This is a genomic window from Streptosporangium sp. OZ121 (assembly GCF_051918885.1).
GTDB lineage: Bacteria > Actinomycetota > Actinomycetes > Streptosporangiales > Streptosporangiaceae > Streptosporangium.
In genome coordinates this window covers 16,422-39,123 of sequence record NZ_JBPXMC010000047.1, presented here as the reverse complement: position 1 = coordinate 39,123, position 22,702 = coordinate 16,422, and the positions used below count along the sequence as shown (strand labels likewise).

Below are 22,702 nucleotides of genomic sequence, written 5' to 3'. Positions count from 1 at the left end.
AAAGACCCGTCCGTCAGGGACTTCCGACCCCCGTCGCGGCTGTCGACGCGGCGATCCGCCGGCTCAGGCCAGTGCGATGATCTGCTGGGCCATCACGAACGCGCCCATCACCAGGACGAACCAGCCGAACGCCTTGCGTAGCCGATCGGGGCTGACCTGCTCGGCGCGTCGGCCACCGAGCAGCCCGCCCACCGCGGCGGCGACGGTGACCACGGCCGCCAGATGCCAGTCGATGCTGACCGTGCTCAGGTAGCCGGCCAGCCCGGCCAGTGACTTCATGCCGATGACCAGCAGGGAGGTGCCGACGGCGGCGGCCATCGGCATGCCGCCGAGCAGTACGAGCGCGGGCACCACGAGGAAGCCCCCGCCCGCGCCGACCAGGCCGGTGACGACGCCGACGATCACCCCGTCCAGGATGATCTTGCTGAGGGGCAGATGCTCCCGCGTTTCCCCGTCGAAGGCCTGACGCCCGCGGATCATGGCGATCGCGGTGGTCACCATCATCACCGCGAACGCGCCGAGCAGCAGTTGCTCGGGCAGATGCGGCCCGATCAGGCCTCCACCGTAGGCGCCGGCCATGCCGGCCGCGCCGAAGATCAGTCCGGTGCGCCAGCGCACCTGGCCCGCGCGGGCGTGGGAGATGAGTGCGGTGACGCTGGTGACCGCGACCACCAGCAGGGACATGGCGATCGCGCTCTTGCCCGGTACTCCGGCGATGTACATGAGCATGGGCACCATGAGGATGGAGCCTCCCCCGCCGAACAGGCCGAGGGCCACGCCCACCGCGGCGGCCGCCGCCGCGGTGAGCGCCAGGGTGGCGGTCATGAGGCCGCCTGCTCGGCCGGGGGCCCGCCTCGTAGCCGTCGCAGCGTGACCTCGGCGTCGAAGCGCGGTCCTCGGTTGTAGGGCAGCCTGGCCAGGGCCATGCCCATGGCGCAGGTGTCGGTGACGGCGGCGAAGGTCAGCCCGGCACCGATCAACCCGGCCAGGTAGCGGGCCGGCGGCCACCAGACGCTGGCCAGCACCGAGGAGGCGACGATGCCACCGGCGACCAGGCGCACCTGCCGCTCCAGGCCCCAGCGCGACGTGCCGTCGTCATCGGCGCCGGAGGTGGGGCCGTCGGCCGCTTTCCAGGCGTTCATGCCGCCGGTCAGGACCGTGGAGCCGCTCAGTCCGGCGCCGGCGAGCTTGGCGCAGGCCTGGGTCGCGCGTCCACCGGCCTGACATACCAGGAGCAACCGGCCGCCGGCGTCGGCGACGATCCGGTTCAGGTGGGCGTCGACCTGGTCGAGCGGCAGGTTGATCGCACCGGGAATGTGGCAGGTGGCGTACTCGCCCGGGGTGCGCACGTCGACCACGAGCACGTCGGGGTTGGCCGCGATGAGCGCGCGGGCGGCGGACACGTCCATGGAGGGGGTGGAGGTCATTCGTTTGGGATCCTTGTCGTTTCAGGAGGAATGGCGGGTCAAGGGGCGGTCAGGTGGCTGCGAGCTGTTCACGCAGGTCGGCCACGCCGGCGCCGGTCAGCACGACCGGCTGGTAGCCGGACTGAAGCAGCAGGCCGGCCGCGATGGAGGCTCGCCTGCCGGAGCCGCAGGCGAGCAGGACCGGTCGTCGCGGGTCCAGCTCGGCGGGGACACCGTCGGACACCAGGTCGGGCAGGAAACGCTCGATGGCCCCGGGCAGCGGCGTGGCTCGCTGCTCGCCGGGCATCCGAACGTCCAGCAACTGCGCGCCGGGCGCGGTCAGCCGGGCGGCGAAGGCGGGCAGCTCCAGCAGCTCGAAGCTCGAGGTGGCCGCCTGGCCGAGGTCGGTGACGACGCCGAGCACGGTGTCGATACCGATCCGCGCGAGCTGGGTGACCGCCTCGCGGGTGTCCTGGCCGGGGGCGGCGACCAGGACAAGCGGGGTCTGGTAGGGCAGCAGCCAGCCGGCCCAGCTGCCGAAGTCGGTGTCGAGCTCGATGCCCACCGAGCCGGGCAGCAGGCCGGCGGCCTGAACGGCCCGGGGCCGGATGTCCAGCAGGCGGGCCCGGTCGGGTACCTGCTCCAGGGTGAGCACCGGCACGTCGGTCGCGGGCATGGGCGGCACGCCGAGGGTGTTGGCGGGACCCATGTACCGGTAGAAGGCGGGAATCGGCATGGGGTCGGCCAGCAGGTGGTCGGCGAAGCTCTCGCGGTCGGCGATGGCCAGCAGCGGGTTGCCGGTGTTCTCCTCGGCGATGGTGGAGGTGTGGCGGCCCGCGCCGGTGGTGGTGCAGAAGGAACCTTCGCCGTGGGTGGGCAGCAGCCGGACGTTGCCCGGCAGATCGGCCAGGCGGTGCAGCGAGCCGTACTGGTGGCGGGCCAGGGTGCGTGCCCGTTCGGGCCCGAGCAGGTCCGGGCGGCCGGCGGAGGAGACCAGCAGGCTGCCGCCGGAGAAGACCGCCATCGGCTCGCCGTCGATCAGTACCAGGTAGGAGGTGTGCTCCGGAGTGTGCCCGGGGGTGTGGATGGGGCGCAGGGACAGGCCGTGCTCGCCGGGGATGTCCTCCAGGTGGAAGGCGGGCGTGTGCGGGTAGGCGGCCGCCGCCGCCGCGGGAAGCACGAGCTCGGCACCGGTGCGGTGAGCGGCCTGTCGGCCGCCGGAGACGTAGTCGTTGTGCAGGTGGGTCTCCAGCACGAAGCGCAGATCCACGTCGCGTTCGGCCGCGGCGGCCAGGAAGCGGTCGATGTCGCGTTGGGGGTCGACCAGCACGCCCTTGCCTTCGTGGGTGAGCAGATAGGACTGGTCGCCCAGTCCGGGTGTGCGGAAGGAGATGATTTCCATGAGGTGCGCCTTTCGGGTTCTTATACCCCGGGGGGTATCCGGGGGGCAAAAAAAGGAACAGTCCGACCGGCTTCCCCTCTCCCGGCAGGATCCGGCCGTCAGGCGGCGGCCCGACGGTGGGGACGGACTCCCTGCTTTCCGAATACCCGGGGGGGTATCCGTGCGACATGGTCGTACCCGAAGCCGATCGGGTCCGGCCAGGAGAGGGATCAGGCCGGGAGGAGGATCAGGCCAGCGCCATGAACAGCTTCTCCAGCTGGCCTCTGTCCATGGGAGCCTGCTCACCGCGGCTTTCTGCGGCCTCGCAGTAGCGCATCCCGGTGGCCACGATTTTGAAGCCGGCCCGGTCCAGCGCCTTGGAGACGGCGGCGAGCTGGGTCAGGACCTTCTCGCAGTCCTCCCCCGCCTCGATCATCGCGATCACGCCACCGAGCTGACCCTGAGCCCGCCGCAGGCGGGTGACGGCGTCGCCGAGCATCGACTCTTTCAGTTCCATGGCTTCACCATACCCAGGGGGGTATAAACGGGCAAATCGGCGGCACATCCACCGTGGACCTCGTGCCAACCGCGCGGTGTCTTCCTGACGCCCTTCCTGGTGCCCTCCTGGTGCCCTCGCCTACCCGGTGGGCGGCGTGGGCGAGGAGCCGTGCTCCTCGCAGGACGGCACGACGGCCACGGGGCAGGACGCGTGCCTGACCAGGGATCCGGGGATCGCTCCGAGGTGGCCGGTGCGAGCCGCCGTACGGCCCCTGCCGACCACGACGAGGCCGGCCTCGGCCGACGAGGCCAGCAGAGCCTCCCTGGGCGCGGTCGTGGCCGAACGCACCTCGAGGTGGACGTCCGCGTACTTCTGCCGCCACGGCGTGAGACGCTCCTCCACCCGCTCGCGGCAGGCCCGGGCCGAGTCTTCGAGATCGGGCACGTGGGCCATGGCGATGCCCCATGCCAGCGGGCGCGGATGACCGGCGTGCACCACCCACAGGGGCAGACGCCGCAGGGCCGCCTCCTGGAACGCGAAATCCAGCACCGCGTCGGCCGTGGCGTCCTTGACACCCACGACGACGGGCCCCGGTCGCGGCAGTACGGGCACCCGGCCCGCTTCACGCACGATGATCACCGGAGATCGGGCGCGGGCCGCCACGAACGCCGCGACAGAGCCGATCATGAACCGGGCGGTCACCCCCTGGTCATGGGCGCCGACCACGAGCAGTTCCGCGTCGGCGGACAGCTCGACGAGCCGCTGCGCGGCCGAGCCCTCGTGAAGGTCGGTCACCACCTCGACGATCGCGGAGTGCGCGTGGGCGCATTTGGCACCGTGGAGCAGCACGTGCTCGGCCGCCTTGCTCAGATGGAGCCTGGCCTCGCCGTCGGCCTCGCCGTACGGCCACCGCCACGCGTAGGTGACGGTGAGCGGGAGCCTGCGGCACTCCGCCTCCTCCGTCGCCCATTCCAGGGCCCGCAGGGAGAAGTCCGAACCGTCATAGCCGGCGACGATCCCGCGTTGTCTCGTCATGGTCCTCACCTCTGTTCCATCGTTCGGCGATGCCGAGCTTCATCAGCAGGGCGGAAGGTCCCCTCCTCGTAGGACCTTCTGCCCTTCGGCACGGGACCGCACCCGCCGACCGGCCGGCCCGGGACGGGCCCGCGGGTGATCCGGGCGGCGCGCGAAGGTCATTCACCCCGTCGCGCCGCGGCGGCGGGCCCGGGGATCAGCCGCACCGCGGTCACCTTGTACTCCGGGCACGACGTCACGGTGTCCGCGTGATCGGAGGTCAGGGTGTTGACCCCGCTGGAGGGGAAGTGGAAGGCGCAGAAGACCTGTCCGGGCACCAGGTCGTCGCTCAGACTGGCGGTCAGCGTGGCGCGGCCGTGGCGGCTCTCCACCGTGACCGGGTGGCCGTCGCGAAGACCGTACCGGGCGGCGTCGGCGGGGTGCAGGTCGAGCCGGTCGGTGTCATCCAGCAGGATGTTGCCCGTGCGGCGGGTCATCCCGCCGGAGTTGTAGTGGGCCCAGCGCCGTCCGGTCACCAGGATCACCGGGTAGTGGTCGTCGGGGTTCTCCCCCGGCGGGAGATAGGGGCAGGCGGCCAGGTGCGCCCGCCCGTCGGGGGTGGCGAACCGCTCCCGGTGGAGTCTGGCCTCCCCGGGACCGCGGGGATCGGGGCACGGCCACGCGATGGCGCCCTCCCGGTCCAGACGTTCGTGGGACAGCCCCGCGAACAGGGGCGTCACCCGGCCGCATTCGGCCAGCGCCTCGGCCGGCGTCCGGCAGCCCAGATCCACCCCCAGCGCCGAGGCCAGGGCGTGCACGACCGCGAAGTCGGTCATGGCCTCTCCCGGCGGGGCCAGGGCGGGACGCACCCGTTGGAAGCGGCGGTCGAAGTTGACGAAGGTGCCGTCCTTCTCCAGCCAGGACGCGGCCGGCAGCACGACGTCGGCGCGGCGGGCGGTCTGGGACAGAAACAGCTCCTGGCAGACGACGAGCGGGCAGGCCTCCAGCGCCTCGGCCACCCGGGTGGCGTCCGGGTCGGTGGCGCACACGTCCTCCCCCACGATCCACAGTGCCCCAAGCGCTCCCGCGCGGGCGGCCGCGAACATCTCCGGGATGCGCATGCCGGGCCGGCCGGGCACCGGCGCCCCCCACACGTCCTCGGCCCTGGACCGGGCGAGCGGGTCGGTCACCTTGCCGTACCCGGGCAGGACGTCGGGCAGCGCGCCCATGTCGGAGGCGCCCTGGACGTTGTTCTGGCCGCGCAGCGGGTTCACCCCGAAGCCGCGCGCCGTGCCGACCGCACCGCGCAGGATCGCCAGATTGGCCAGGGTGCGCACTCCGTCGGTGCCGTGCAGGTGCTCGGTGACCCCCAGCCCGTAGATGATCGCCGGTCGCTCGGCCCGCCCGTAGAGCCGGGCCGCGGCGACCAGGTCCTCGGCGGGGACGCCGGTCAGGGCGCTCACCCGGTCCGGCGGGTAGTCGGCGAGCAGCGCGAGGAGCTCGGGCAGGCCTCCGGCGCGGCGGCGCAGGAACTCCTCGTCGGCCAGGCCTTCGGCCCAGAGCGTGTGCGCCAGCCCGTGAAACAGGGCGACATTGGTTCCGGGGCGGGGCCGCAGGTGCACGTCGGCGTAGCGGGCCAGCCCGACGGCCCTGGGGTCGGCGACGACGAGCCGCGCCCCGCGCAGGACTTTCTGCAGCAGCCGTGCGCCGATCACCGGGTGGGCCTCGATCGGGTTGGCTCCCACCAGCAGCAGGCAGTCGGCCGTCTCGACGTCGTCGAAGGTGTCGGTGCCGCCGGACAGGCCGAACGAGGCGGTCAGCCCGGCGGCCGAGGGGGCGTGGCAGAGCCGGGAGCAGTTGTCGATGTTGTTGGTGCCGACCGCGACCCGCATGAACTTCTGGATCAGATAGTTCTCCTCGTTGGTGGCCCTCGCCGAGGAGATCACCGCCACCGCGTCGGGGCCGCCGGCGGCGACGGCGGCCCGCAGGCCGCGGGCGACGTGCTCCAGGGCCTCCTGCCAGGTCACCGGCTCCAGGCGGCCGTCGCGGCGCAGCAGCGGCCGGGTGAGGCGTTCGGGGGAACGCAGGAAGCCGTGGGCGAAGCGGCCCTTGACGCAGGCGTGCCCGCGGTTGACCGGGCCTTCGTGGTCCGGCAGGACGGCCGCGACCTGGCCCTCACGGGTGAGTACCTCCAAAGAACAGCCGACGCCGCAGTAGCCGCACGTGGTCACCGTCCGTGTCACCGTCCGTGCCGGGGCCGCCGTCCCGCCGCCGAGCGGCAGTCCGGGCTCGGTGAGCGCCCCGGTGGGGCAGGTGTCGACGCAGCCGCCGCAGGCGACGCAGTCGGACTGCGCCCACGGCCCGCCCGTGCCGGGGGCGACCACCGTGTCGGCGCCCCGGCCGACCAGGGTGAGGGCGAACGTGCCCTGGACCTCGGCGCACATGCGCACGCACCGGCCGCAGGCGATGCACAGATCCCGGTCCAGGTGGACGTAGGGGTGGCTGTCGTCGCGGCCCCGGCCACCGCGCCCCTGGGCGGCCTGCGGCGCGATCCCCATCGCGTGGCAGACCCGGGCCAGCTCGCGGTCGTCCACACCGCCGTCCAGCGCGTAGGGCGGCAGAGCCGCGACGATCACCTCCACGGCCTCGCGGCGCAGCGCCCGCAACGCGTCGCCGGCGACCTCGACCACCGTGCCGTCGACGGCCGGGGTCACGCACGCGGCCACCACGTTCCCGCCCGATCTCACCAGGCAGGTGCGGCAGGAGCCCTCCGGGGTCAGCCGGTCGTCATGGCACAGCGTGGGCAGCTCGGCTCCGGCCAGGCGCACCGCGGCGAGCAGCGAGGCGCCCTGGGCCGGCCGGACGGTGATGCCGTCGACGGTGACTCTCACGGGTCCCACCCCTTCAGCCGGTCCCCGTAGGCGCGGGCGAGGCTGCGCACGGCGGCGGGGACCCGCCGCCCGAAGGCGCACAGGCTGGCCTGGCCCATCACCCGCAGCAGCCGCGCGTACTCCTCGCCGGGGGGCGTACCGGAGGCGGTGATCTCCAGGCCGCGGCGGGAGCCGACCCGGCACGGCGAGCAGGCCCCGCAGCTCTCGGCGGCGGCGAACTCCCACACGTGCCGCAGCACCTCCCGAGGTTCCACGCGCCGGTCGAAGGCGACGAGGCCGGCGTGTCCGAGCGCCGCGCCGCGGCTCGTCAGATCGGCGTCGGTCAGCGGCACGTCCAGCCGATCGGGGGCCAGGAAGCCGCCCAGCGGCCCGCCCACCTGCAAAACGCCCAGCCGCGCCCCCTCGCGCAGGCCACCGCCCAGTTCGGTGACGATGCCGAGCACCGAGGTGCCGAGTTCGACCTCGTAGCAGCCGGGCCTGGCGAACCGCTCGGACAGGCAGACCAGCTTCGTGCCGGTCTCGGCCCGCGTGCCGCGACGGGCGTACGCGTCGCCGCCCCGCCGCACGATCCAGGGGAGGGCGGCCAGCGTCTCGACGTTGTTGACCACGGTGGGGGCGTCCCACAGGCCCTGCCGCGTCGGGTAGGGCGGCCGCGACCGGGCGCACCCGCGTCCTCCCTCCAGCCCGGTGATCAGGGCGGTCTCCTCGCCGGCCACGTAGGAGCCGGCGCCCTCGGCCACCTCGACGTCGAGCTCCAGGTCGCTGCCGTGGATCCGGCGTCCCAGGTGCCCGTCCTGGTAGGCCTTCCGTACCGCGGCCCGCATCCGGGCCAGCGCCCGCGGGTACTCCGAGCGCACCAGCACCACGGCGCGGCGGGCATGGCAGGCCAGGCAGGCCAGGGCCAGTCCCTCCAGTACCCGCGCCGGGTCGGCCTCCATCAGCAGCCGGTCGGCGTAGGATCCGGGGTCGCCCTCGTCGCCGTTGGCGACCACCACGGTGTCGGGTGAGCCGCCGGTGGCCGCCCACTTGGCGGCCACCGGGAATCCGGCTCCTCCGCGCCCTCGCAGCCCGGAGGCCGCCACCTCGGCCTGGATCTGCTCCGGGGTGCGCACCCCCACCGTTCGCGGCCACACCTGCCAGGCGGCCTCCCCGGCGACGACGCCGGCGAGCACCACCGGATCACCGGTGGCGTCGGCGGCCGGGATCGATGGGGCCCGTGGCGGTCGGCGGCCGGAGAGCTGGCCGGCGAGGTCCGGGCCGGTGCAGGGGGTGTCGCCGTCGAGACAGGCCGGGCCCGCGTAGCAGTAGCCCAGGCAGCGGACCGTCTGCAGCGACACCCGCGGATCGGGGTCGGCGCTGTCGGCGGCGGCACCGAGCGCGTTCTCGACCTCGGCCAGGTGGCAGCCGGCGCGGGCGGCGAAGCAGGCCGCGGCGGTGCAGACCCGCACGTGGCGGCGACCGTGCCGGGCGGCGAGGTCGGCGTAGAAGGTGGCCGGTCCCAGCCCGGCGGCCGCCGGCAGCCCGAGCCGCCTCGCCTCCTCGGGTGCCCACGCCTGCGGGCCGTCCGGCGATCCGGCGGAGGCCCTGGCCAGGGCCTCCGTCAGCCGGGCACCGGGACGTCCACGCCGGTTGGCCAGCGCGCGGAAGGCGTCGAAACGGCCGGCCGGACCCATACCTTCATCATGGACCCGCTCCCTCCACCCCATCGGGTTCCGGGGATCCACCCGGGAGGGACTTTTAGTCCTTGACTACCCTTTCTCGACCTTTGGTGAGGTGTTTCACCTCTCGGCCTGCCCGGGCGGCGAAGGGGCCGCCGCGCCTCGGGCCGGCCGGGCAGGCCGGTGCCCCGTGCGGCCCCGTTTCCTGCCTTGAATCGCCTTGTGCAGGGCGTCGGCCCCCACGACGGCGGGAACGGCCAGCGCCGCCAGCGCCCAGCCCGCGGGCGGGGGGAACGATCCGCCGAGGAGGCCCGACAGCGGCGGCACGCCGAGGAAGACCACCAGCAGCACGGCCTCGACCGCGACCGCCCAGAGCAGCAGGGGGTTGCCCGCCCACCACCGGCGCCCCATCGGCCGGGTCTCGCTGCGGCAGGCGAAGGCGTTGGCGAGCTGGCCGAGGACCACGGCGGCGAAAGCCGTGCCGGAGGCCGCGGCGAGCAGAGCCGGTGACGGCTCGGCTCCCAGCGTCCAACCGCCCAGCATCAGCACGGCGACGAAGCCCGCCATCTCCACGGCGGCCTCCGCGGGTCCCAGGACCCCGAACACCCGGCGGATCAGGCGGCGGTCCACCAGCGAGCCCGTCCGCGCGGGGCCGCGCATGATCCGCGGGTTGGACGGTTCGGCGCCCAGAGCGAGGGCGGGCAAAAGATCGGTGCCGATGTCCAGGGCGAGCACCTGCAGCACGGTGAGCGCGAGCGGGATCGTGCCGCCGGACAGCGCCCAGACGGCGAACGGGGTGAGCTCGGCGACGTTGTCGGTCAGGTGGTAGGTGAGGAAGCGGCGGATGTTGGCGTAGGTGGCCCGGCCCAGCTCCACCGCCGTGACGATGGTGGCGAAGTGGTCGTCCAGCAGGACCAGGTCGGCGGCCTCGCGGGCGACGTCGGTGCCCGAGGCTCCCATGGCCACCCCGATGTCGGCCTCGCGCAGCGCGGGCCCGTCGTTGACCCCGTCTCCGGTCATCGCCACCACGTGCCCGCGCCCGCGCAGCGCGCGGGCCACGCGCAGCTTGTCCTCCGGCGTGACCCTGGCGATCACGGCCCCGTCGTGATCGAGCAGCGCCCCGAGGGCCTCGTCGTCCCCGGGCAGCTCGGCGCCGGTGATGACGAGTTCCTCCGGCCCGAGCAGGCCGACCTTCTCGGCGATCGCGCGCGCGGTGCCGGGATGGTCGCCGGTGATCATGGCGAGTTTGATCCCGGCCAGGCGGCACCTCCCGATCGCCTCCGCGACGTCCTCGCGAGGCGGATCCTCCAGGCCCACCAGTCCGAGCAGCGTCAGGTCCCGCTCGACGTCCGTGGCGGTCTGCGCGGTGGTCTGCGTGGCGGAAACCACCGGGGCGGCGCGGCGGGCGACGGCCAGGACGCGAAGCCCGCGCCGGCTCATGTCCTCCAGTGCCTGTTCGGCCCCCGGCGCCGCCGCGCACAGCGGCAGGACCGCGTCCGGGGCGCCCTTGAGGTGGAGCACGCCGTCGACGATCACCGAGGAGCGGCGGCGGACGGGGTCGAACGGCAGGCGCCTGGTGATCGTCCCGTCCTCGCTCGACCCGGCACGCAGGGCCAGCGCGTGCAGGGCCACCTCCATCGGGTCTCCCACCGGCTTCCACCGCCCGTTCGCGCGCACCAGCCGCCCGGTCGAGCTGAGCACGGCCGAGCGCATGATCTCGGCGGCGGACGCCGGATCGGCCAGATCGAGCGCGCCGCGGGGAGTCCACACCTGTACGACGGTCATCTCGTTGCGGGTGAGGGTTCCGGTCTTGTCCGTGCAGATGAAGGTGGTCGCGCCGAGGGTCTCCACGGCCTCCAGGTGGCGCACCAGAGCCTTTTGCCCGGCCATCTGCTGCGCCGCCCGTGCCAGCGACAGGGTGACGGTGGGCAGCAGCCCTTCGGGAACGAGGGCGACCGTGACCCCGATGGCGAACAAGAAGCCCGCCGAAGGCGCCATTCCCAGTAGCAGGGACAGGCCGAAGAACAGCACGCCGACGCCCAGCGCGATGACGGCGATCACTTTGACGACCCGCCCGAGCCGGCGGGCCAGGGAACTCGGCGGCCGGGTCGCGCTTCGGGTGAGCGCGGCCACGGCGGCCAGCCGGGTGCGTGGCCCGGTGGCCGTCACGACGGCGGCCGCCTCCCCCTCGACGACGAAGGTCCCCGCGAAGACGGTGGCCTTCTCGCGAGGCCGGCGCGGCACGCTCTCCCCGGTCAGCATCGACTCGTTGACCGCCAGCTCGTGCGTCTCGGCAAGCTCCAGATCAGCGGAGATCCGGTCGCCCGCCTCCAGCAGCACGAGGTCGCCCGTGACCAGATCCGCGGCGTTCACCACCGTGCGGCGCCCGTCCCGGACGACCTTGGCATCGGCCGGTATCAGCTCCCGCAGCCGCCGGCCCGCCTTGTCGGCCCGGTATTCCTGGACGAACGCGAACGCGCCGTTCAACACCACCACCACCGCGATGGCCAGTGCCAGCTGGGGCATGCCCGCCAGGAGGGCCAGTCCCGCCGCGGCCCACAGCAGCAACGCGAAGAAGTGGACCATCTCGCGGATCAGCAGCACACCGGCCGGCGTCCGCCTGCCCTCGGGAAGCGTGTTCGGCCCCTCGCCGGCGAGACGCCGTGCCGCCTGCGCGCTCGTCAGCCCCGACCGTGCGCGAGAGGTGGTCGACATGCCTCAATGCTTCCAACCGGAAGGTTCACCGGCGTAGAGGAGATCGTCGCGGGAGGGCGGGACCTTCGGCCCTGCGGACCTCCGGGCCTGACGGCCGGTACGGAGGTCCTCCGATCTCGGGGCTTTCTGCCCTGTTCGGGGACAAAGCCCCTGACCAGTGTGGATGGTGAACGCTCATGCGATCGGAGGGGGTCTTCCATGCACGCCAAGCGATGGACCGTACAGATCCACATCACCGAGGACGGCGACACCACCTCCGCCCGGGCGGTGCTGTCCACCGGGGACCGCACCTACCTGGCCGGGGCCGGCCACGCGTGCCGCAACCCGGCCGACCCGCAGGTGCCCGAGATCGGCGACGAGCTCGCGGCCGCCCGCGCGCTGGCCGACCTGGCCGGCAGGTTGCTCGCCGTCGGCTCCGAGGACATCGCCCAGGTCAGCGGCCCCACCTCATGGTGAGGCCCCCTCATGCCGCGCCACCGGGATCAGCATGACCGGGACGCGGGCGCCGGCCACGGTTTCGCGCACGGTTCGCGCTCTTCCCTCGTCGAGGTGCTGGGACCATCCCAGCGCGATGAGGTCCACCCGCTCCGCCGCCGCCACGTTCACCACCTGCTCTCCCGCCACTCCGCTGCGAAGCTCCATGCGCACCCCGGGGTACGCGCAGTGACGGGCCAGGAACTCCTGCTCCCACGCCTGCCGGGCGTGTGCGGCCTGGTCCCAGAAGCGGGGAACGGTCGCCTCGTCGAAGACGTGCAGGACCACCAGATCGACGCCGGTACGGGTGAACAGCTCCGCGGTCTCGGTGACGGCGGCCGCGGCCTCGAAGGAGCCGTCCAGCGGCAGGAGCACCCGGGAGATGACGTGGCCGGAAGCCGCAGGCTCCGCCGGTGAGGAAGGCAGCAGGACGACCGGTTTGGTGGAGCGGCGCACGATCCACCAGGACGTGACCGGAGATGAGGCGTCACCGGCGAGGACGCCGAGAACCGTGCTCGTGCGCTCCAGCTCGCGAAGCACCGTCGTGGTGGCGTCTTGCGCCCGGGAGCCGACGGCGAGGTGAATTTCTCGAACACCCGTGCGCAGAACCTCCGCCATCGCCCGGGCGACGCCGGTCACGGCGGTGGCCGCGCCCGCGTCGCCGACAACGGCCAGCACGTCTTTCATGCCCGCTCCCCTCCGCGCGTCGTCTCTCCGTGCGTCATCGGCGCCTCATCGGCTTCGCGGCAGGCGGGCGGAGCCGGCCACGTCCTGCGGGTCGCCGGCGCCCAGCCGTAGCCGCAGCGCTCCATCGGTTCGCACCTCGACCGCCTTTCGGGTGATGTCCAGCCGCACCCGGCGGCCCAGGCAGCGAAACCGCACGCCGAGGCTTCCCCACGCCGTGGGAAGCCGGGGGTCGAGGCACAGGATCCCGCCGCGCACCCGCGCTCCCGCGAAGCCGGTGAGCAGCGCCTGCCACACGCCCCCGAACGTGGCCAGGTGCAGGCCGGTGGCGGTGGTCCCGGTCAGATCGTCCAGATCCAGGGCCAGCGCGGTGCGCAGCAGGCTCAGCGCCTCGTCCGGGCGGCCCGCGCGGGCCAGCGAACAGGCGGTGATCGCCGGTGAGAGCGACGAGCCGTGAGCGGTACGGGGGCCGTAGAAGTCGAGGTTGGCCTCCAGCGAGCCCGCCTCGACCTCCTCGGGGACCAGGTGGTGGAGCATGAGGACATCGGGCTGTTTGATGATCTGTGTGGCGGCCAGCCGGTCACGGCCGAGCAGCAGGTCGGCGGCCACCGGCGGGACGGCGACCCGCGCCATCGTCAGCGGCTCAAGCCCGAAGTACCCGGCGAACTGCTCGTACCTGCCCGAGACGGGGTCGTAGCCGTCCACCAGGCGGTCCGCGAGCACGCGCCACCGGCGGCCCTCCTCTCCGCCGGAGGCGACGAGCTCGGCCGCCCGCCGCAGGTTCCACCGGGCCATCACGTTGGTGAACGCGTTGTCCGTCACCGCCTCGTGGTACTCGTCCGGCCCGATCACCTCACCGATGTGGGCCCGTCCGTCGTCGTCCACCTGACAGCGCGACGCCCAGTAGCGGGCGGTCTCGATCAGGAGAGGGCGTGCGGGCCCGGTCAGGAATCCGCCGTCGCCGCTCCAGCGCGCGTAGTGGACGGCGGCCCAGGCGACGTCGGCGGTGATGTGCTCCTCCATCGACCCGGTGAGGATGGCGACGGCCTCGCCGCCCAGATGCCCGCGGGCGGGGGTCACCTCCTCGCCCGTGGCCGCGGACTCCCAGGGGAAACGCGCGCCGGAAAAGCCCAGGGCGGCGGCGCGGGCTCGCGCCGCCGCCAGGCGGCGGAGCCGGTAGACGACCATGGCCCTGGCCGCGGCGGGATGCATGCTCACCAGGGCCGGCAGGACGAACACGTCGGCGTCCCAGAAGACATGACCGGCGTAGGCCTCACCTGACAGCCCTCGCGCGCCGACGGCCACCTCCTCACCACATCCGGCACTGCCCCAGAGGTGAAACAGCGCGAACCGTACGGCGAGCTGCGCTTCGGGATCATCGGGGATGCGGACGTCCACGGCCTCCCAGCGCGCGGCCCACGCCGCCCGCTGTTCGGCGAGCAGCCGGTCGAAGCCGAGCTCTCCGGCCGCCTCCAGCGCCGCGACGGCATCGCGCGGCACCGGCCGGCGGGCGGGGTCGGCCGTGTAGGCGACGATCCGCTCCAGGGTGCGTACCTCCCCGTCGCGGCCCATGCGCTGCGCCGCCACGGCGGCCGTGCCCGCGTGACCGGCGGTGACACGCGACCAGCCCTGGCCGTCGAGCCGGCCCTCGGTGACCTCGCCGTCCGGGGGCGGTCGCAGGGGGGATCCCGCCCGCAGCCGCCCGATGCCCGCCTCGGCACGCATCGCCACCACCCCCGGCCGGTTCACGCACGCCAGCCGCAGTGTCCGTACGGGAGGGGCGTGGCCGATCTCCTCCCGGACCAGCACGCCGGTGCGCAGATCGAGCACGCGCAGATCCTCCTCGGGAGGCGGCCGCAGGACGAGCCCGGTCCACTGAGGGCCCGGCAGCAGGTGCTGCTCGGAGCCGGTACCGGTGTAGATCCCGGCGGCGAGCACCAGCGGGACCGACCCGTAGGTGGGCTCCTCCACCGACCCGCGGGTGGCGAAACCCCCGGCGCCGAGGGTGAACAGCGTCTCGGTCACCCGGTGCCGCGAAGGATCGGTGCCCGTCTCGCGGATCGTCCATGCCGGATCGTCGTCCATCGCCGGAACCCGCCGGTGCCGTCTGCGCCGCACCTGCCGGTCGAGCAGGTGGAGCAGCGTGGCCGGCCCGCCGCCCAGGTGCGACACCCCCGGGGGAATATCATCGCAGTCCGGCGCGACCGACACCACCGTCGCCCGACGCGCCCCCACGGCCTCCAAGACCGAGGCCTTCGCGTCGCCGGGACCTCCCCCGCCGGCCGGCCGGAAACGATCGCCCACGACCAGCACCAGTCCCGCGCCGATTCCCCGCTCGGCCAGAGAGGCGAAAATCACCCGCATGGCGTCGGGTTCACCGGCCGGCACCGTCCTGGCCCGCCCGGTGTGGCCGGTGTGATCGGTGTGGCCGGTGTGGCCGAACCGCCGCCGTCTCGGCTGAGGACCGTCTTCACCGACCCTGTACAGTTCCCGGCCGCCGCTCACGCACAACCACAGGCGGCCGGGACCGCCCGGACGGGCGCGTAACCGCCCGTCGACCGTGTCAAGATCTTCGTCGCTCATCACGGCGACATCGGCCCCGGCGGCGCACAGCATCGTCACGCGGCGGCGGATCGGTGCGGCGCGAGCCCCGTGCGGCACCCCGGTGGCACGCCAGTCGAACACCACCGCTTCGAACGTGCGCTCACGCCATCGGCGCTCCGAGTCGTCCATCAGCCCCCACGTCGTCTTCCGGCGAGACCTGCCGGGGCGGCCTCGCCTCACCGTCGCCACGACGGCCACGGCGAGTTCCCCGGCTCCGGCGGGCGAAAAGCCCGAGGACGGAGAGTCCGAGGACGCGGGCGCCCGCCGAGCGGGGCGTCGGGCCGCCAGCCCCGTGCCGGCGGGGGCCGCCTCCAGGTTCACGCGCCGCCCGCCGCCGCGGCAGAGCCTTGCGCCCCCGGTGGAGGGGACTTTCGTCCCGTTTCCTCAGGACTCACCGCCGATGGGCACCGGAGCACTTCGCCGGGTTTCGCCAGGTGAGGTGTCGCACCGCCAGATCGGGCCATCCGGCCACGCCGTGAAGGACCTTCGGCTCTGCTCGCGGCTCCCGAACTCCCCATAACGTCAGAATTTAGAGTTATGTGGGGGTTTGTCATGAAAATGACCGTTCAGGATGTTATGACGACCAACGTCGTGACGGTGAGGGAGACCGCCTCGTTCCACGAGGTCGCCGAGACCCTCATCACCGCGGGCATCGGCGGGGTGCCGGTGACGGACGGCGCCGCCCACGTGCTCGGCGTCGTCTCCGAGGCCGACCTGCTGCGCAAGGAGGAGTTCAAACAGCGCTACCACTGCGAACGCTACCGGTCGTCGCTTCGCGCGTGGCTCCGTCACCGTGTGAACGGCGAGAGCGGCATTCGGAAAAAGGCCGAAGGCGAGACCGCGGGGGAGCTGATGAGCCGCCCCGCCATCGTCGTCACCGCCGACTCCCCCGTGGTGCTCGCCGCCCGGATGATGGACCGGCACGGGATCGGGCGGCTGCCGGTCGTGCGCGCCGACGGCGAGCTGGCCGGTATCGTCAGCCGCCGGGACCTGATCAAGGTGTTCGTCCGCGGCGACGACGAGATCAAGCGTCGCATCCGTGATGACATCGTCGCCCGCGCCCTGGGGACGGATCCCGGCGCCGTCGAGATCGAGGTTCGAGACGGCGTCGTGCGGCTCCGCGGGCGCGTGGACGAACGCAGTCGGGCCATCACCCTCGCGCAGATGACGCGGAACCTCGACGGGGTGGTCAGCGTGATCGACGAGGTCACCTGGCGAGAGGATGACATCGTGCCCATGTCGGTCATCTGGGGCGGAGCCTGATCGCCCGCGCCACCTGGCGACGGCGAGGTGTTCACCTCCCGCCCGCACGAGGGGGGATCGGCTTCGAGGGCTCCGGCGAGGGGGCCCGGAGGTCCTCAGTTCATCGACGGCTCGAAGTGGTCGGCGAACCAGTCGCGCGCGAGAGCCGCGACGGTCTCGAGTGTTCCCGGCTCTTCGAACAGATGTGTGGCATCGGGGACGATCTGGAGCAGGTTCTCGCAACGCAACAGCTTCTGCGCCGCTCTGTTGAGGTCGATCACCGCCTCGTCGCGGCCTCCCACGATCAGGAGGGTCGCCGCCCGCACCGCGGGAAGTCGCGGCCCGGCCAGATCGGGCCGCCCACCCCGGGAGACCACGGCGGCGACCTCGCAGCCCGGTTCCGCCGCCGCCCACAGCGCGGCCGCGGCTCCGGTGCTGGCCCCGAAATAGCCGACCGGGATGCCCGCCACCTCGGGCCGATCCCCCAGCCAGCCCGTCACCTGGACAAGCCTGCCGGCCAGCAACCCGATGTCGAACACGTTGCCCCGGTCGAACTCCTCCTCCGGGGTGAGCAGGTCGAACAACAGCGTCGCCAGGCCCGCGCGGTTGAGCGTCGAGGCCACATACCGGTTGCGCGGGCTGTGCCGGCTGCTGCCGCTGCCGTGCACGAACACCACCACCCCTGCGGCGTTCTGCGGAACGACGAGCCGGCCGGGCAGCCGGACCCCTCCGGCCTCCATCCGAACCTCCCCGTCGAGCTCGGGCGGATCGGCTTCCCGCGCGTTCTCCTCGCGCTCGTCCCCCGAGGCTCCGGCCCGGCGCAGCAGCTCGACCACTTGATCATCGGTGGTCTGGGAGAAATCGCGGTACCAGGCACCGATCGCGTAGAAGAACTCCGGCGTCCGCAGGCAGACCACCTCGTCGGCGACCTTGCGCAGGCTCTCGATCGTCTCCGGTGCTCCCACCGGAACCGCCAGCACCACCCGTGAGGCACCACGCGCACGGGCCACCTGGCAGGCGGCACGAGCCGTCCCGCCGGTGGCGATGCCGTCATCGACCACGATCACCGTGCGGCCCGCCAGATCCACCGGGGCACGGTCCCCGCGCAGGCGGCGCCCACGGCGCAGGAGTTCGGCCCGCTCCAGCTCCTCCACCATGGTCATCTCTTCCTGGGTGAGATTCGCGCGCCACACGATGTCGCGATCGATCACGCGCACCCCGCCCTCCCCGAGGGCGCCGAACCCGACCTCGGGCTGGAACGGCACCCCGAGCTTGCGAACGATGATCACATCCAGCGGCGCGCCAAGGGCCCTGGCCACCTCGAACGCCACCGGAACGCCGCCCCTGGGCAGCCCCACGACGACCACGTTCTCGGCGCCGGCGAACCCGCGCAGCCGCTCGGCCAGCCGCGTTCCCGCATCATGGCGATCAACGAACATCTCGTCCACCTCGCAACCTGTGACGAGTCTGCTACCCCACCTGCCAGTTTTCAGCCACAGGGCAGTGGTGATACAGGGCCGAAAGACCCAAAAATCAGGACATAAAGGCTGCTGTGCAGGAGGCGAGCCAGGCGGGCAACGGGCGCACCCGCTCACCGGCGCCGTGTCGTCCGCCTGTCGTCCGCTGTGTCGTCCGCCGTGCCATCGGGTCGATCGCCGGCAGTCTCCGGCAGTCGTCGGCAGTGGAGTCACGGACCGTGACCAGGGGAAGGACTGAGGCATGGGGAGCCCGCCCATCCGCCCGCGATCACATCGAGGGCGGATCCGGCCGTTCGGCCGGGGCTTCGGTCATCCGGCCGGCGGATTGAGCGTGGAGGCATTGCCGATGGGACCGTGGGCGCAGATCAAGGAGACGCACATCGCCGTCGTGCTCCTGCTGGGAGATCGTGTCTTCAAGCTCAAGAAGCCGGTGGATCTCGGCTTCGTGGACTTCACCACCCGTGAGGCCCGGCGAGCCGCCTGCCACCGGGAGGTGGAGCTCAACCGGCGGCTGGCCCCGGATGTGTACGAGGGGGTCGCCGACGTGCTGGGCCCGGACGGAGAGGTCTGCGAGCATCTCGTCGTGATGCGGCGCATGCCGGAGGAACGCCGCCTCGCCGTCATGATCCGCCTGGGACAACCGGTAGAGGAGCCCGTGCTGAGGATCGCACGGATGATCGCCGGCATGCACGCGCGGTCCCCTCACAGCCCACGGATCGACCAGCAGGGAGGAAGACCGGCACTGCAGTCCCGCTGGAGCGCGAGCTTCGACCAGGTTCGCGCGCTTCCCGACGCGGTTCTCGAGCCCGAGGTCGTCACGGAGATCGAACGGCTCGCGCTGCGTTTCCTCCGAGGCCGCGACCCCCTGTTCGCCGCCCGCGTCGAGGAGGGCCGCATCGTCGACGGCCACGGCGACCTGCTCGCGGAAGACATCTTCTGCCTGGACGACGGGCCGCGAATCCTGGACTGCCTGGAGTTCGACGAACGGCTCCGCTTTCTCGACGGCCTTGACGACGTGGCCTTCTTGGCCATGGACCTGGAGCGGCTCGGGGCGCCTCGCCTGGCCGAGGTGTTCCTGCACCGCTACACCGAGTTCACCGCCGACCCCGCTCCGCCCTCGCTCTGGCATCACTACGTCGCCTACCGGGCCTTCGTCCGCGCCAAGGTCGCCTGCCTGCGGCAGCGGCAGGAAGGCCCCGGCTCGGCCGGGCAGGCCCGGCAGTTCGCCGAGCTCACGCTCCGTCACCTGCGAGCGGGCATGATCACTTTGGTTCTCGTCGGCGGAACTCCTGGAACCGGCAAGTCGACCCTGGCCGCCGCCATCGCCGACCGCCTCGGATACACGCGGCTGAACAGCGACCGCGTCCGCAAGGAACTCGCCGGCATCGCGCCCCACCAGCCGGCGGCGGCACCTTTCGGCGAGGGCCTCTACGATCGGGAGCGCACCGAGCGCACCTATGACGAGTTGCTGTCTCGAGCCGAGAAGCTGCTCCAGCACGGCGAGCCGGTCATCCTCGACGCCTCCTGGATCGACGCCGAGCACCGCGCGGCGGCAGAGCAGCTGGCCCAGCGCACCTTCAGCGACCTCGTGGCCCTGCGCTGCACCGCTCCGCCACAGCTCACCGCCGAACGGCTCGCCCGCCGAACCGGCGGGGTGTCCGACGCCGATCAGGCGATCGCCGCGACCATGGCGGCGAGAACGGCGCCCTGGCCCGCCGCGACCGAGATCGACACCGGCGCGACCGCGCGACAGGCCCTCGATCGGGCCCTGACGGCGATCTGCGCTCCCTCGGCCGACATTCCCTGGCGGTTCCGGCGTCCTCAGATGGAACCCGGCTGAGAAGGCCGCGGACGAAGGACACCTGGCCGGTATCCGGCCCGGACCCGTCACCGGGCCCCGGCCGTGACCTTCAGCCGGGCGATGGGGCCGAAGGACCCCTGACGCGGCCCCGGGCGCCGGGAGAGGCTGGCCTCATGGCGAGCTTCGACGAATGTGACGCGCTGCTGCGAAACGGAGAGATCGCCCATGTCCGGCCGCTGCGCGGCACGGACCGGGCGGCCCTGCACGACCTGGTGGACCGCACCTCCGCGAGATCGGCCTATCTGCGGTTCTTCACCGCCGGGCGCGCCACGGCTCACCGGTACATGGACCGGTTGACCGGCCCCGACCACCGCGGGCACGCCCAGGTCGCCCTCCTCGCCGACAAGCTCGTCGCGGTCGCGGAGTACATCCCCGATGAGGACCGCCACAGCGCCGACGTCTCCGTCCTCATCGACGACCGCGTACACGGGCGCGGCCTGGGCACCCTCCTGCTGGAACATCTGGCGCTCGACGCCGCGGCCCGCGGCGTGAGCGAGCTGGTGGCCGACGTGCTCACCGGCAACGGGGCGATGCTGAAAGTCCTCGCCGACCTCGGCCTGGCGGCGACCCGCGAGTTCGCCGGCGACGAGGTGCGCGTCCGGATCGACCTGCGCCCCACCGACACGCTGACGGCCGCGATCGAGCGGCGCGACCACGAGGCCGAGCGCGCCTCGCTGGCGCGGGTGCTGTCGCCCCGGTCGGTCGCCGTCGTGGGTGCGAGCCGCGAGCCGGACCGGGTGGGGCACCGGCTGCTGGGCAACCTGCTCGACGGCGCCTTTCCCGGACCGGTCTACCCGGTGAACCCGAAGGCGGCCCAGATCCTCGGCGTCACCGCCTACCCGGACCTGTCGTCGATCGGCGAGCCGGTCGACCTGGTCGTCGTGGCCACTCCGGCGAGCGCCGTCCTGGACGTCGCACGCGAGTGCGCCGGCCACGGCGTGGCCGGCCTCGTCGTGGTCAGCGCCGGCTTCGCCGAGACCGGCCCGCGCGGAGCGGCACGCCAGGCCGAACTGCTGCGCGTCTGCCGTAGCGGCGGGATGCGGCTGATCGGCCCCAACTGCCTCGGGATCGTCAACACCGGCGCCGCGCTCAACGCCAGTTTCCTGCCCCATCCCCCGCCTCCGGGCGCCATGGCGCTGATGTCGCAGTCCGGGGCGGTGGCCGCCGGGCTCGTCGCCCGCGCCACCGAACTCCGGATCGGGATCTCCTCCTTCGTCTCGGTCGGCAACAAGGCCGACGTCAGCGGCAACGACCTGCTGGAGTACTGGGAGGACGACCCGCGTACCGAGGTCATCGCCCTGTACCTGGAGTCCTTCGGCAACCCGCGCAAGTTCGGCAGGATCGCCCGCCGCGTGGGACGGCACAAGCCGATCGTCGCGATCAAGAGCGGCCGCAGCACCTCGGGCGATCGGGCCGTGCGCTCGCACACCGCCGCCGCCGCGACCCCGGACATCGCCGTCGAGACCCTGCTGCGCGCCGCCGGGGTCATCCGCGTCGACGGCATGCAAGAGCTGCTGGACACCGCGCGGCTCCTGGCCACCCAGCCGTTGCCCGCCGGGGGCCGGATGGCGATCGTCGGTAACTCCGGCGGGCCGCAGGCGCTGGCCGCCGACGCCTGCGAGCGCCACGGCCTGGTCGTCCCCGAACTGTCGCCCGCCACCCAGCGGCGGATGCGCTCGCGGCTGCGGGCGTCCGCCGCCGTGGCCAACCCGGTCGATCTGACGGCCGACGGGCAGGCCGAGGAGCTGGAGTTCGCCGCCTTGACCGCGCTGGAGGACCCGGTGGTCGACGCGGTCCTGATCGTCTACACCCCGCCGTTCGGTTCCGGGCTCCAGCGGACCCGCGAGGCGATCGCACGGGTGGCGGGCTCGGCGGACAAGACCGTGGTCGCCTGCGTGGTCGGCCATGACGAGACGATCGGCTCGGTGCCGGCCTACGCCTTTCCCGAGCAGGCCGTGCAGGCGGTGAGCCGCGCCGCCGGCTACGCGCGGTGGCGCTCACGTCCGGCCCAGCCCTTCGTCCCCCCTGCGGGGACCGACATCCGGGCGGCGCACGAACTCGTCGAAGAAGACCTGTCGCGGCATCCTGCGGGCCGCTGGCTCGACCCTGTGACGGCGGCTCGGCTTCTCGCCTGCTACGGCGTCGCGGTGGCGGAGTTCGCCACCGCGGACAGCGCTGACGAGGCCGCCCGGGCCGCCGCCCGTCTCGGGTTCCCCGTCGCGCTGAAGGCGACCGGACCGGTGCACAAGAGCGATGTCGGCGGCGTCCGGCTCGGGCTCCGCACCTCGAAGGAGGTCCGCGGCGCCTACCGTGCGATGAAGGACATGATCGGACCGGAGATGACCGGCGCGACCGTCCAGCCGATGGCCCCCGACGGTGTGGAGATCATCGTCGGCGCGATCCGCCACCCCTCCTTCGGCCCCCTGGTCATGGTCGGCATGGGAGGTGTGAGCGCCGAACTGCTCACCGACCGAGCCTTTCGCAGCCCTCCGCTGACCGGCCAGGACGCCACGGAGATGATCCAGGAACTGCACTGCGCACCCCTGCTGTTCGGATACAGGGGCCGCCCGGTGGCCGACACCGCCGCGGTGAGGGATCACCTCGTCCGCGTGGCGAAACTCGTGGACGACCTTCCCCAGATCGCCGAACTGGACCTGAACCCGATCATCGCCGGCCCCGGCGGCGCCGTCGCGGTGGACCTGCGCATCCGGCTGGCCCCGGCCCCGCCCGCCCCCTCCCCCCTGCGCCGTCAGCTGCGTTGACGGCCCGGCGCCCCGGCCCCGAACGCGCCCGCC

The 22,702-nt window shown here is 73.1% G+C and carries 15 protein-coding genes; 4 read left to right on the top strand and 11 right to left on the bottom strand.

Annotation, left to right across the window (positions count from 1 at the left end):
- Positions 1–63: 63 nt before the first annotated feature.
- The 8 genes from ACTOQ1_RS41025 to ACTOQ1_RS40990 all read right to left on the bottom strand — a co-directional run bounded on the left by ACTOQ1_RS41025 (position 64) and on the right by ACTOQ1_RS40990 (position 11,564).
- Entirely contained in the window at positions 64–825 is a 762-nt protein-coding gene (locus ACTOQ1_RS41025; protein ID WP_440073781.1) for a sulfite exporter TauE/SafE family protein, read from the bottom strand.
- Complete coding sequence (locus ACTOQ1_RS41020; RefSeq protein ID WP_440073779.1) at positions 822–1,427, bottom strand: rhodanese-like domain-containing protein; 606 nt, start codon at positions 1,425–1,427, stop codon at positions 822–824. Before ACTOQ1_RS41020 ends, ACTOQ1_RS41025 begins: the two co-directional genes overlap by 4 nt.
- 49 nt (positions 1,428–1,476) lie before the next feature.
- A complete protein-coding gene (locus ACTOQ1_RS41015) occupies positions 1,477–2,808 on the bottom strand; it encodes an MBL fold metallo-hydrolase (RefSeq protein WP_440073777.1) in 1,332 nt (443 codons plus the stop codon).
- Between the two features lie 226 nt (positions 2,809–3,034).
- Positions 3,035–3,304: a metal-sensitive transcriptional regulator gene (locus ACTOQ1_RS41010; RefSeq protein WP_440073775.1), complete on the bottom strand. Its 270-nt coding sequence runs from the start codon at positions 3,302–3,304 to the stop codon at positions 3,035–3,037.
- A gap of 120 nt (positions 3,305–3,424) precedes the next feature.
- A complete protein-coding gene (locus tag ACTOQ1_RS41005; protein WP_440073773.1) occupies positions 3,425–4,321 on the bottom strand; it encodes a universal stress protein in 897 nt (298 codons plus the stop codon).
- Between the two features lie 158 nt (positions 4,322–4,479).
- Positions 4,480–7,191, bottom strand: a complete 2,712-nt coding sequence (gene fdhF, locus ACTOQ1_RS41000; RefSeq protein ID WP_440073772.1) for a formate dehydrogenase subunit alpha — start codon at positions 7,189–7,191, stop codon at positions 4,480–4,482.
- Positions 7,188–8,864, bottom strand: a complete 1,677-nt coding sequence (locus ACTOQ1_RS40995) for an NAD(P)H-dependent oxidoreductase subunit E (protein WP_440073770.1) — start codon at positions 8,862–8,864, stop codon at positions 7,188–7,190. Before ACTOQ1_RS40995 ends, fdhF begins: the two co-directional genes overlap by 4 nt.
- A 105-nt stretch (positions 8,865–8,969) precedes the next feature.
- Positions 8,970–11,564 carry a cation-translocating P-type ATPase gene (locus tag ACTOQ1_RS40990; protein ID WP_440073769.1) on the bottom strand — a complete coding sequence of 865 codons (2,595 nt, stop codon included), beginning with the start codon at positions 11,562–11,564 and terminating at the stop codon, positions 8,970–8,972.
- Positions 11,565–11,762: 198 nt separating this feature from the next.
- Here ACTOQ1_RS40990 and ACTOQ1_RS40985 point away from each other — a divergent pair, with 198 nt between their 5' ends.
- Positions 11,763–12,020 (top strand): dsRBD fold-containing protein, encoded by a 258-nt coding sequence (locus ACTOQ1_RS40985; RefSeq protein WP_440073767.1) that lies wholly within the window; start codon positions 11,763–11,765, stop codon positions 12,018–12,020.
- Here ACTOQ1_RS40985 and ACTOQ1_RS40980 read toward each other — a convergent pair.
- Together ACTOQ1_RS40980 and ACTOQ1_RS40975 are read right to left on the bottom strand one after the other, a co-directional pair.
- A complete protein-coding gene (locus ACTOQ1_RS40980) occupies positions 12,012–12,725 on the bottom strand; it encodes a universal stress protein (protein WP_440073765.1) in 714 nt (237 codons plus the stop codon). The genes ACTOQ1_RS40985 and ACTOQ1_RS40980 overlap by 9 nt on opposite strands.
- A gap of 45 nt (positions 12,726–12,770) precedes the next feature.
- Positions 12,771–15,455, bottom strand: coding sequence for a glycosyl hydrolase family 65 protein (locus tag ACTOQ1_RS40975; protein WP_440073763.1), 2,685 nt, complete (start codon positions 15,453–15,455; stop codon positions 12,771–12,773).
- 447 nt (positions 15,456–15,902) lie between these two features.
- Here ACTOQ1_RS40975 and ACTOQ1_RS40970 point away from each other — a divergent pair, with 447 nt between their 5' ends.
- Positions 15,903–16,589 carry a CBS domain-containing protein gene (locus ACTOQ1_RS40970; RefSeq protein WP_440073761.1) on the top strand — a complete coding sequence of 229 codons (687 nt, stop codon included), beginning with the start codon at positions 15,903–15,905 and terminating at the stop codon, positions 16,587–16,589.
- Positions 16,590–16,684: 95 nt separating this feature from the next.
- Here ACTOQ1_RS40970 and ACTOQ1_RS40965 read toward each other — a convergent pair whose 3' ends face one another.
- Positions 16,685–18,007: a phosphoribosyltransferase family protein gene (locus ACTOQ1_RS40965; protein WP_440073759.1), complete on the bottom strand. Its 1,323-nt coding sequence runs from the start codon at positions 18,005–18,007 to the stop codon at positions 16,685–16,687.
- Positions 18,008–18,377: 370 nt separating this feature from the next.
- Between ACTOQ1_RS40965 and ACTOQ1_RS40960 the strand changes: the two genes are divergently transcribed.
- The gene (locus ACTOQ1_RS40960; protein WP_440073758.1) at positions 18,378–19,886 is read left to right on the top strand and encodes an AAA family ATPase; all 1,509 of its coding nucleotides are present in this window, start codon (positions 18,378–18,380) and stop codon (positions 19,884–19,886) included.
- A 134-nt stretch (positions 19,887–20,020) separates the two neighbouring features.
- Positions 20,021–22,669 carry a bifunctional acetate--CoA ligase family protein/GNAT family N-acetyltransferase gene (locus ACTOQ1_RS40955; protein ID WP_440073757.1) on the top strand — a complete coding sequence of 883 codons (2,649 nt, stop codon included), beginning with the start codon at positions 20,021–20,023 and terminating at the stop codon, positions 22,667–22,669.
- The last annotated feature ends 33 nt before the right edge of the window (positions 22,670–22,702 follow it).

Bases quoted from the DNA above. Each gene is read 5' to 3' on its own strand.
- ACTOQ1_RS40990 (WP_440073769.1), bottom strand. From the start codon at position 11,564: ATGTCGACCACCTCTCGCGCACGGTCGGGGCTGACGAGCGCGCAGGCG.
- ACTOQ1_RS40970 (WP_440073761.1), top strand. From the start codon at position 15,903: ATGACGACCAACGTCGTGACGGTGAGGGAGACCGCCTCGTTCCACGAG.
- ACTOQ1_RS40995 (WP_440073770.1), bottom strand. From the start codon at position 8,864: ATGGGTCCGGCCGGCCGTTTCGACGCCTTCCGCGCGCTGGCCAACCGG.
- ACTOQ1_RS40965 (WP_440073759.1), bottom strand. From the start codon at position 18,007: ATGTTCGTTGATCGCCATGATGCGGGAACGCGGCTGGCCGAGCGGCTG.
- ACTOQ1_RS41010 (WP_440073775.1), bottom strand. From the start codon at position 3,304: ATGGAACTGAAAGAGTCGATGCTCGGCGACGCCGTCACCCGCCTGCGG.
- ACTOQ1_RS40975 (WP_440073763.1), bottom strand. From the start codon at position 15,455: ATGGACGACTCGGAGCGCCGATGGCGTGAGCGCACGTTCGAAGCGGTG.
- ACTOQ1_RS41005 (WP_440073773.1), bottom strand. From the start codon at position 4,321: ATGACGAGACAACGCGGGATCGTCGCCGGCTATGACGGTTCGGACTTC.
- ACTOQ1_RS41020 (WP_440073779.1), bottom strand. From the start codon at position 1,427: ATGACCTCCACCCCCTCCATGGACGTGTCCGCCGCCCGCGCGCTCATC.
- ACTOQ1_RS41015 (WP_440073777.1), bottom strand. From the start codon at position 2,808: ATGGAAATCATCTCCTTCCGCACACCCGGACTGGGCGACCAGTCCTAT.
- ACTOQ1_RS41025 (WP_440073781.1), bottom strand. From the start codon at position 825: ATGACCGCCACCCTGGCGCTCACCGCGGCGGCGGCCGCCGCGGTGGGC.
- ACTOQ1_RS40955 (WP_440073757.1), top strand. From the start codon at position 20,021: ATGGCGAGCTTCGACGAATGTGACGCGCTGCTGCGAAACGGAGAGATC.
- ACTOQ1_RS40980 (WP_440073765.1), bottom strand. From the start codon at position 12,725: ATGAAAGACGTGCTGGCCGTTGTCGGCGACGCGGGCGCGGCCACCGCC.
- ACTOQ1_RS40985 (WP_440073767.1), top strand. From the start codon at position 11,763: ATGCACGCCAAGCGATGGACCGTACAGATCCACATCACCGAGGACGGC.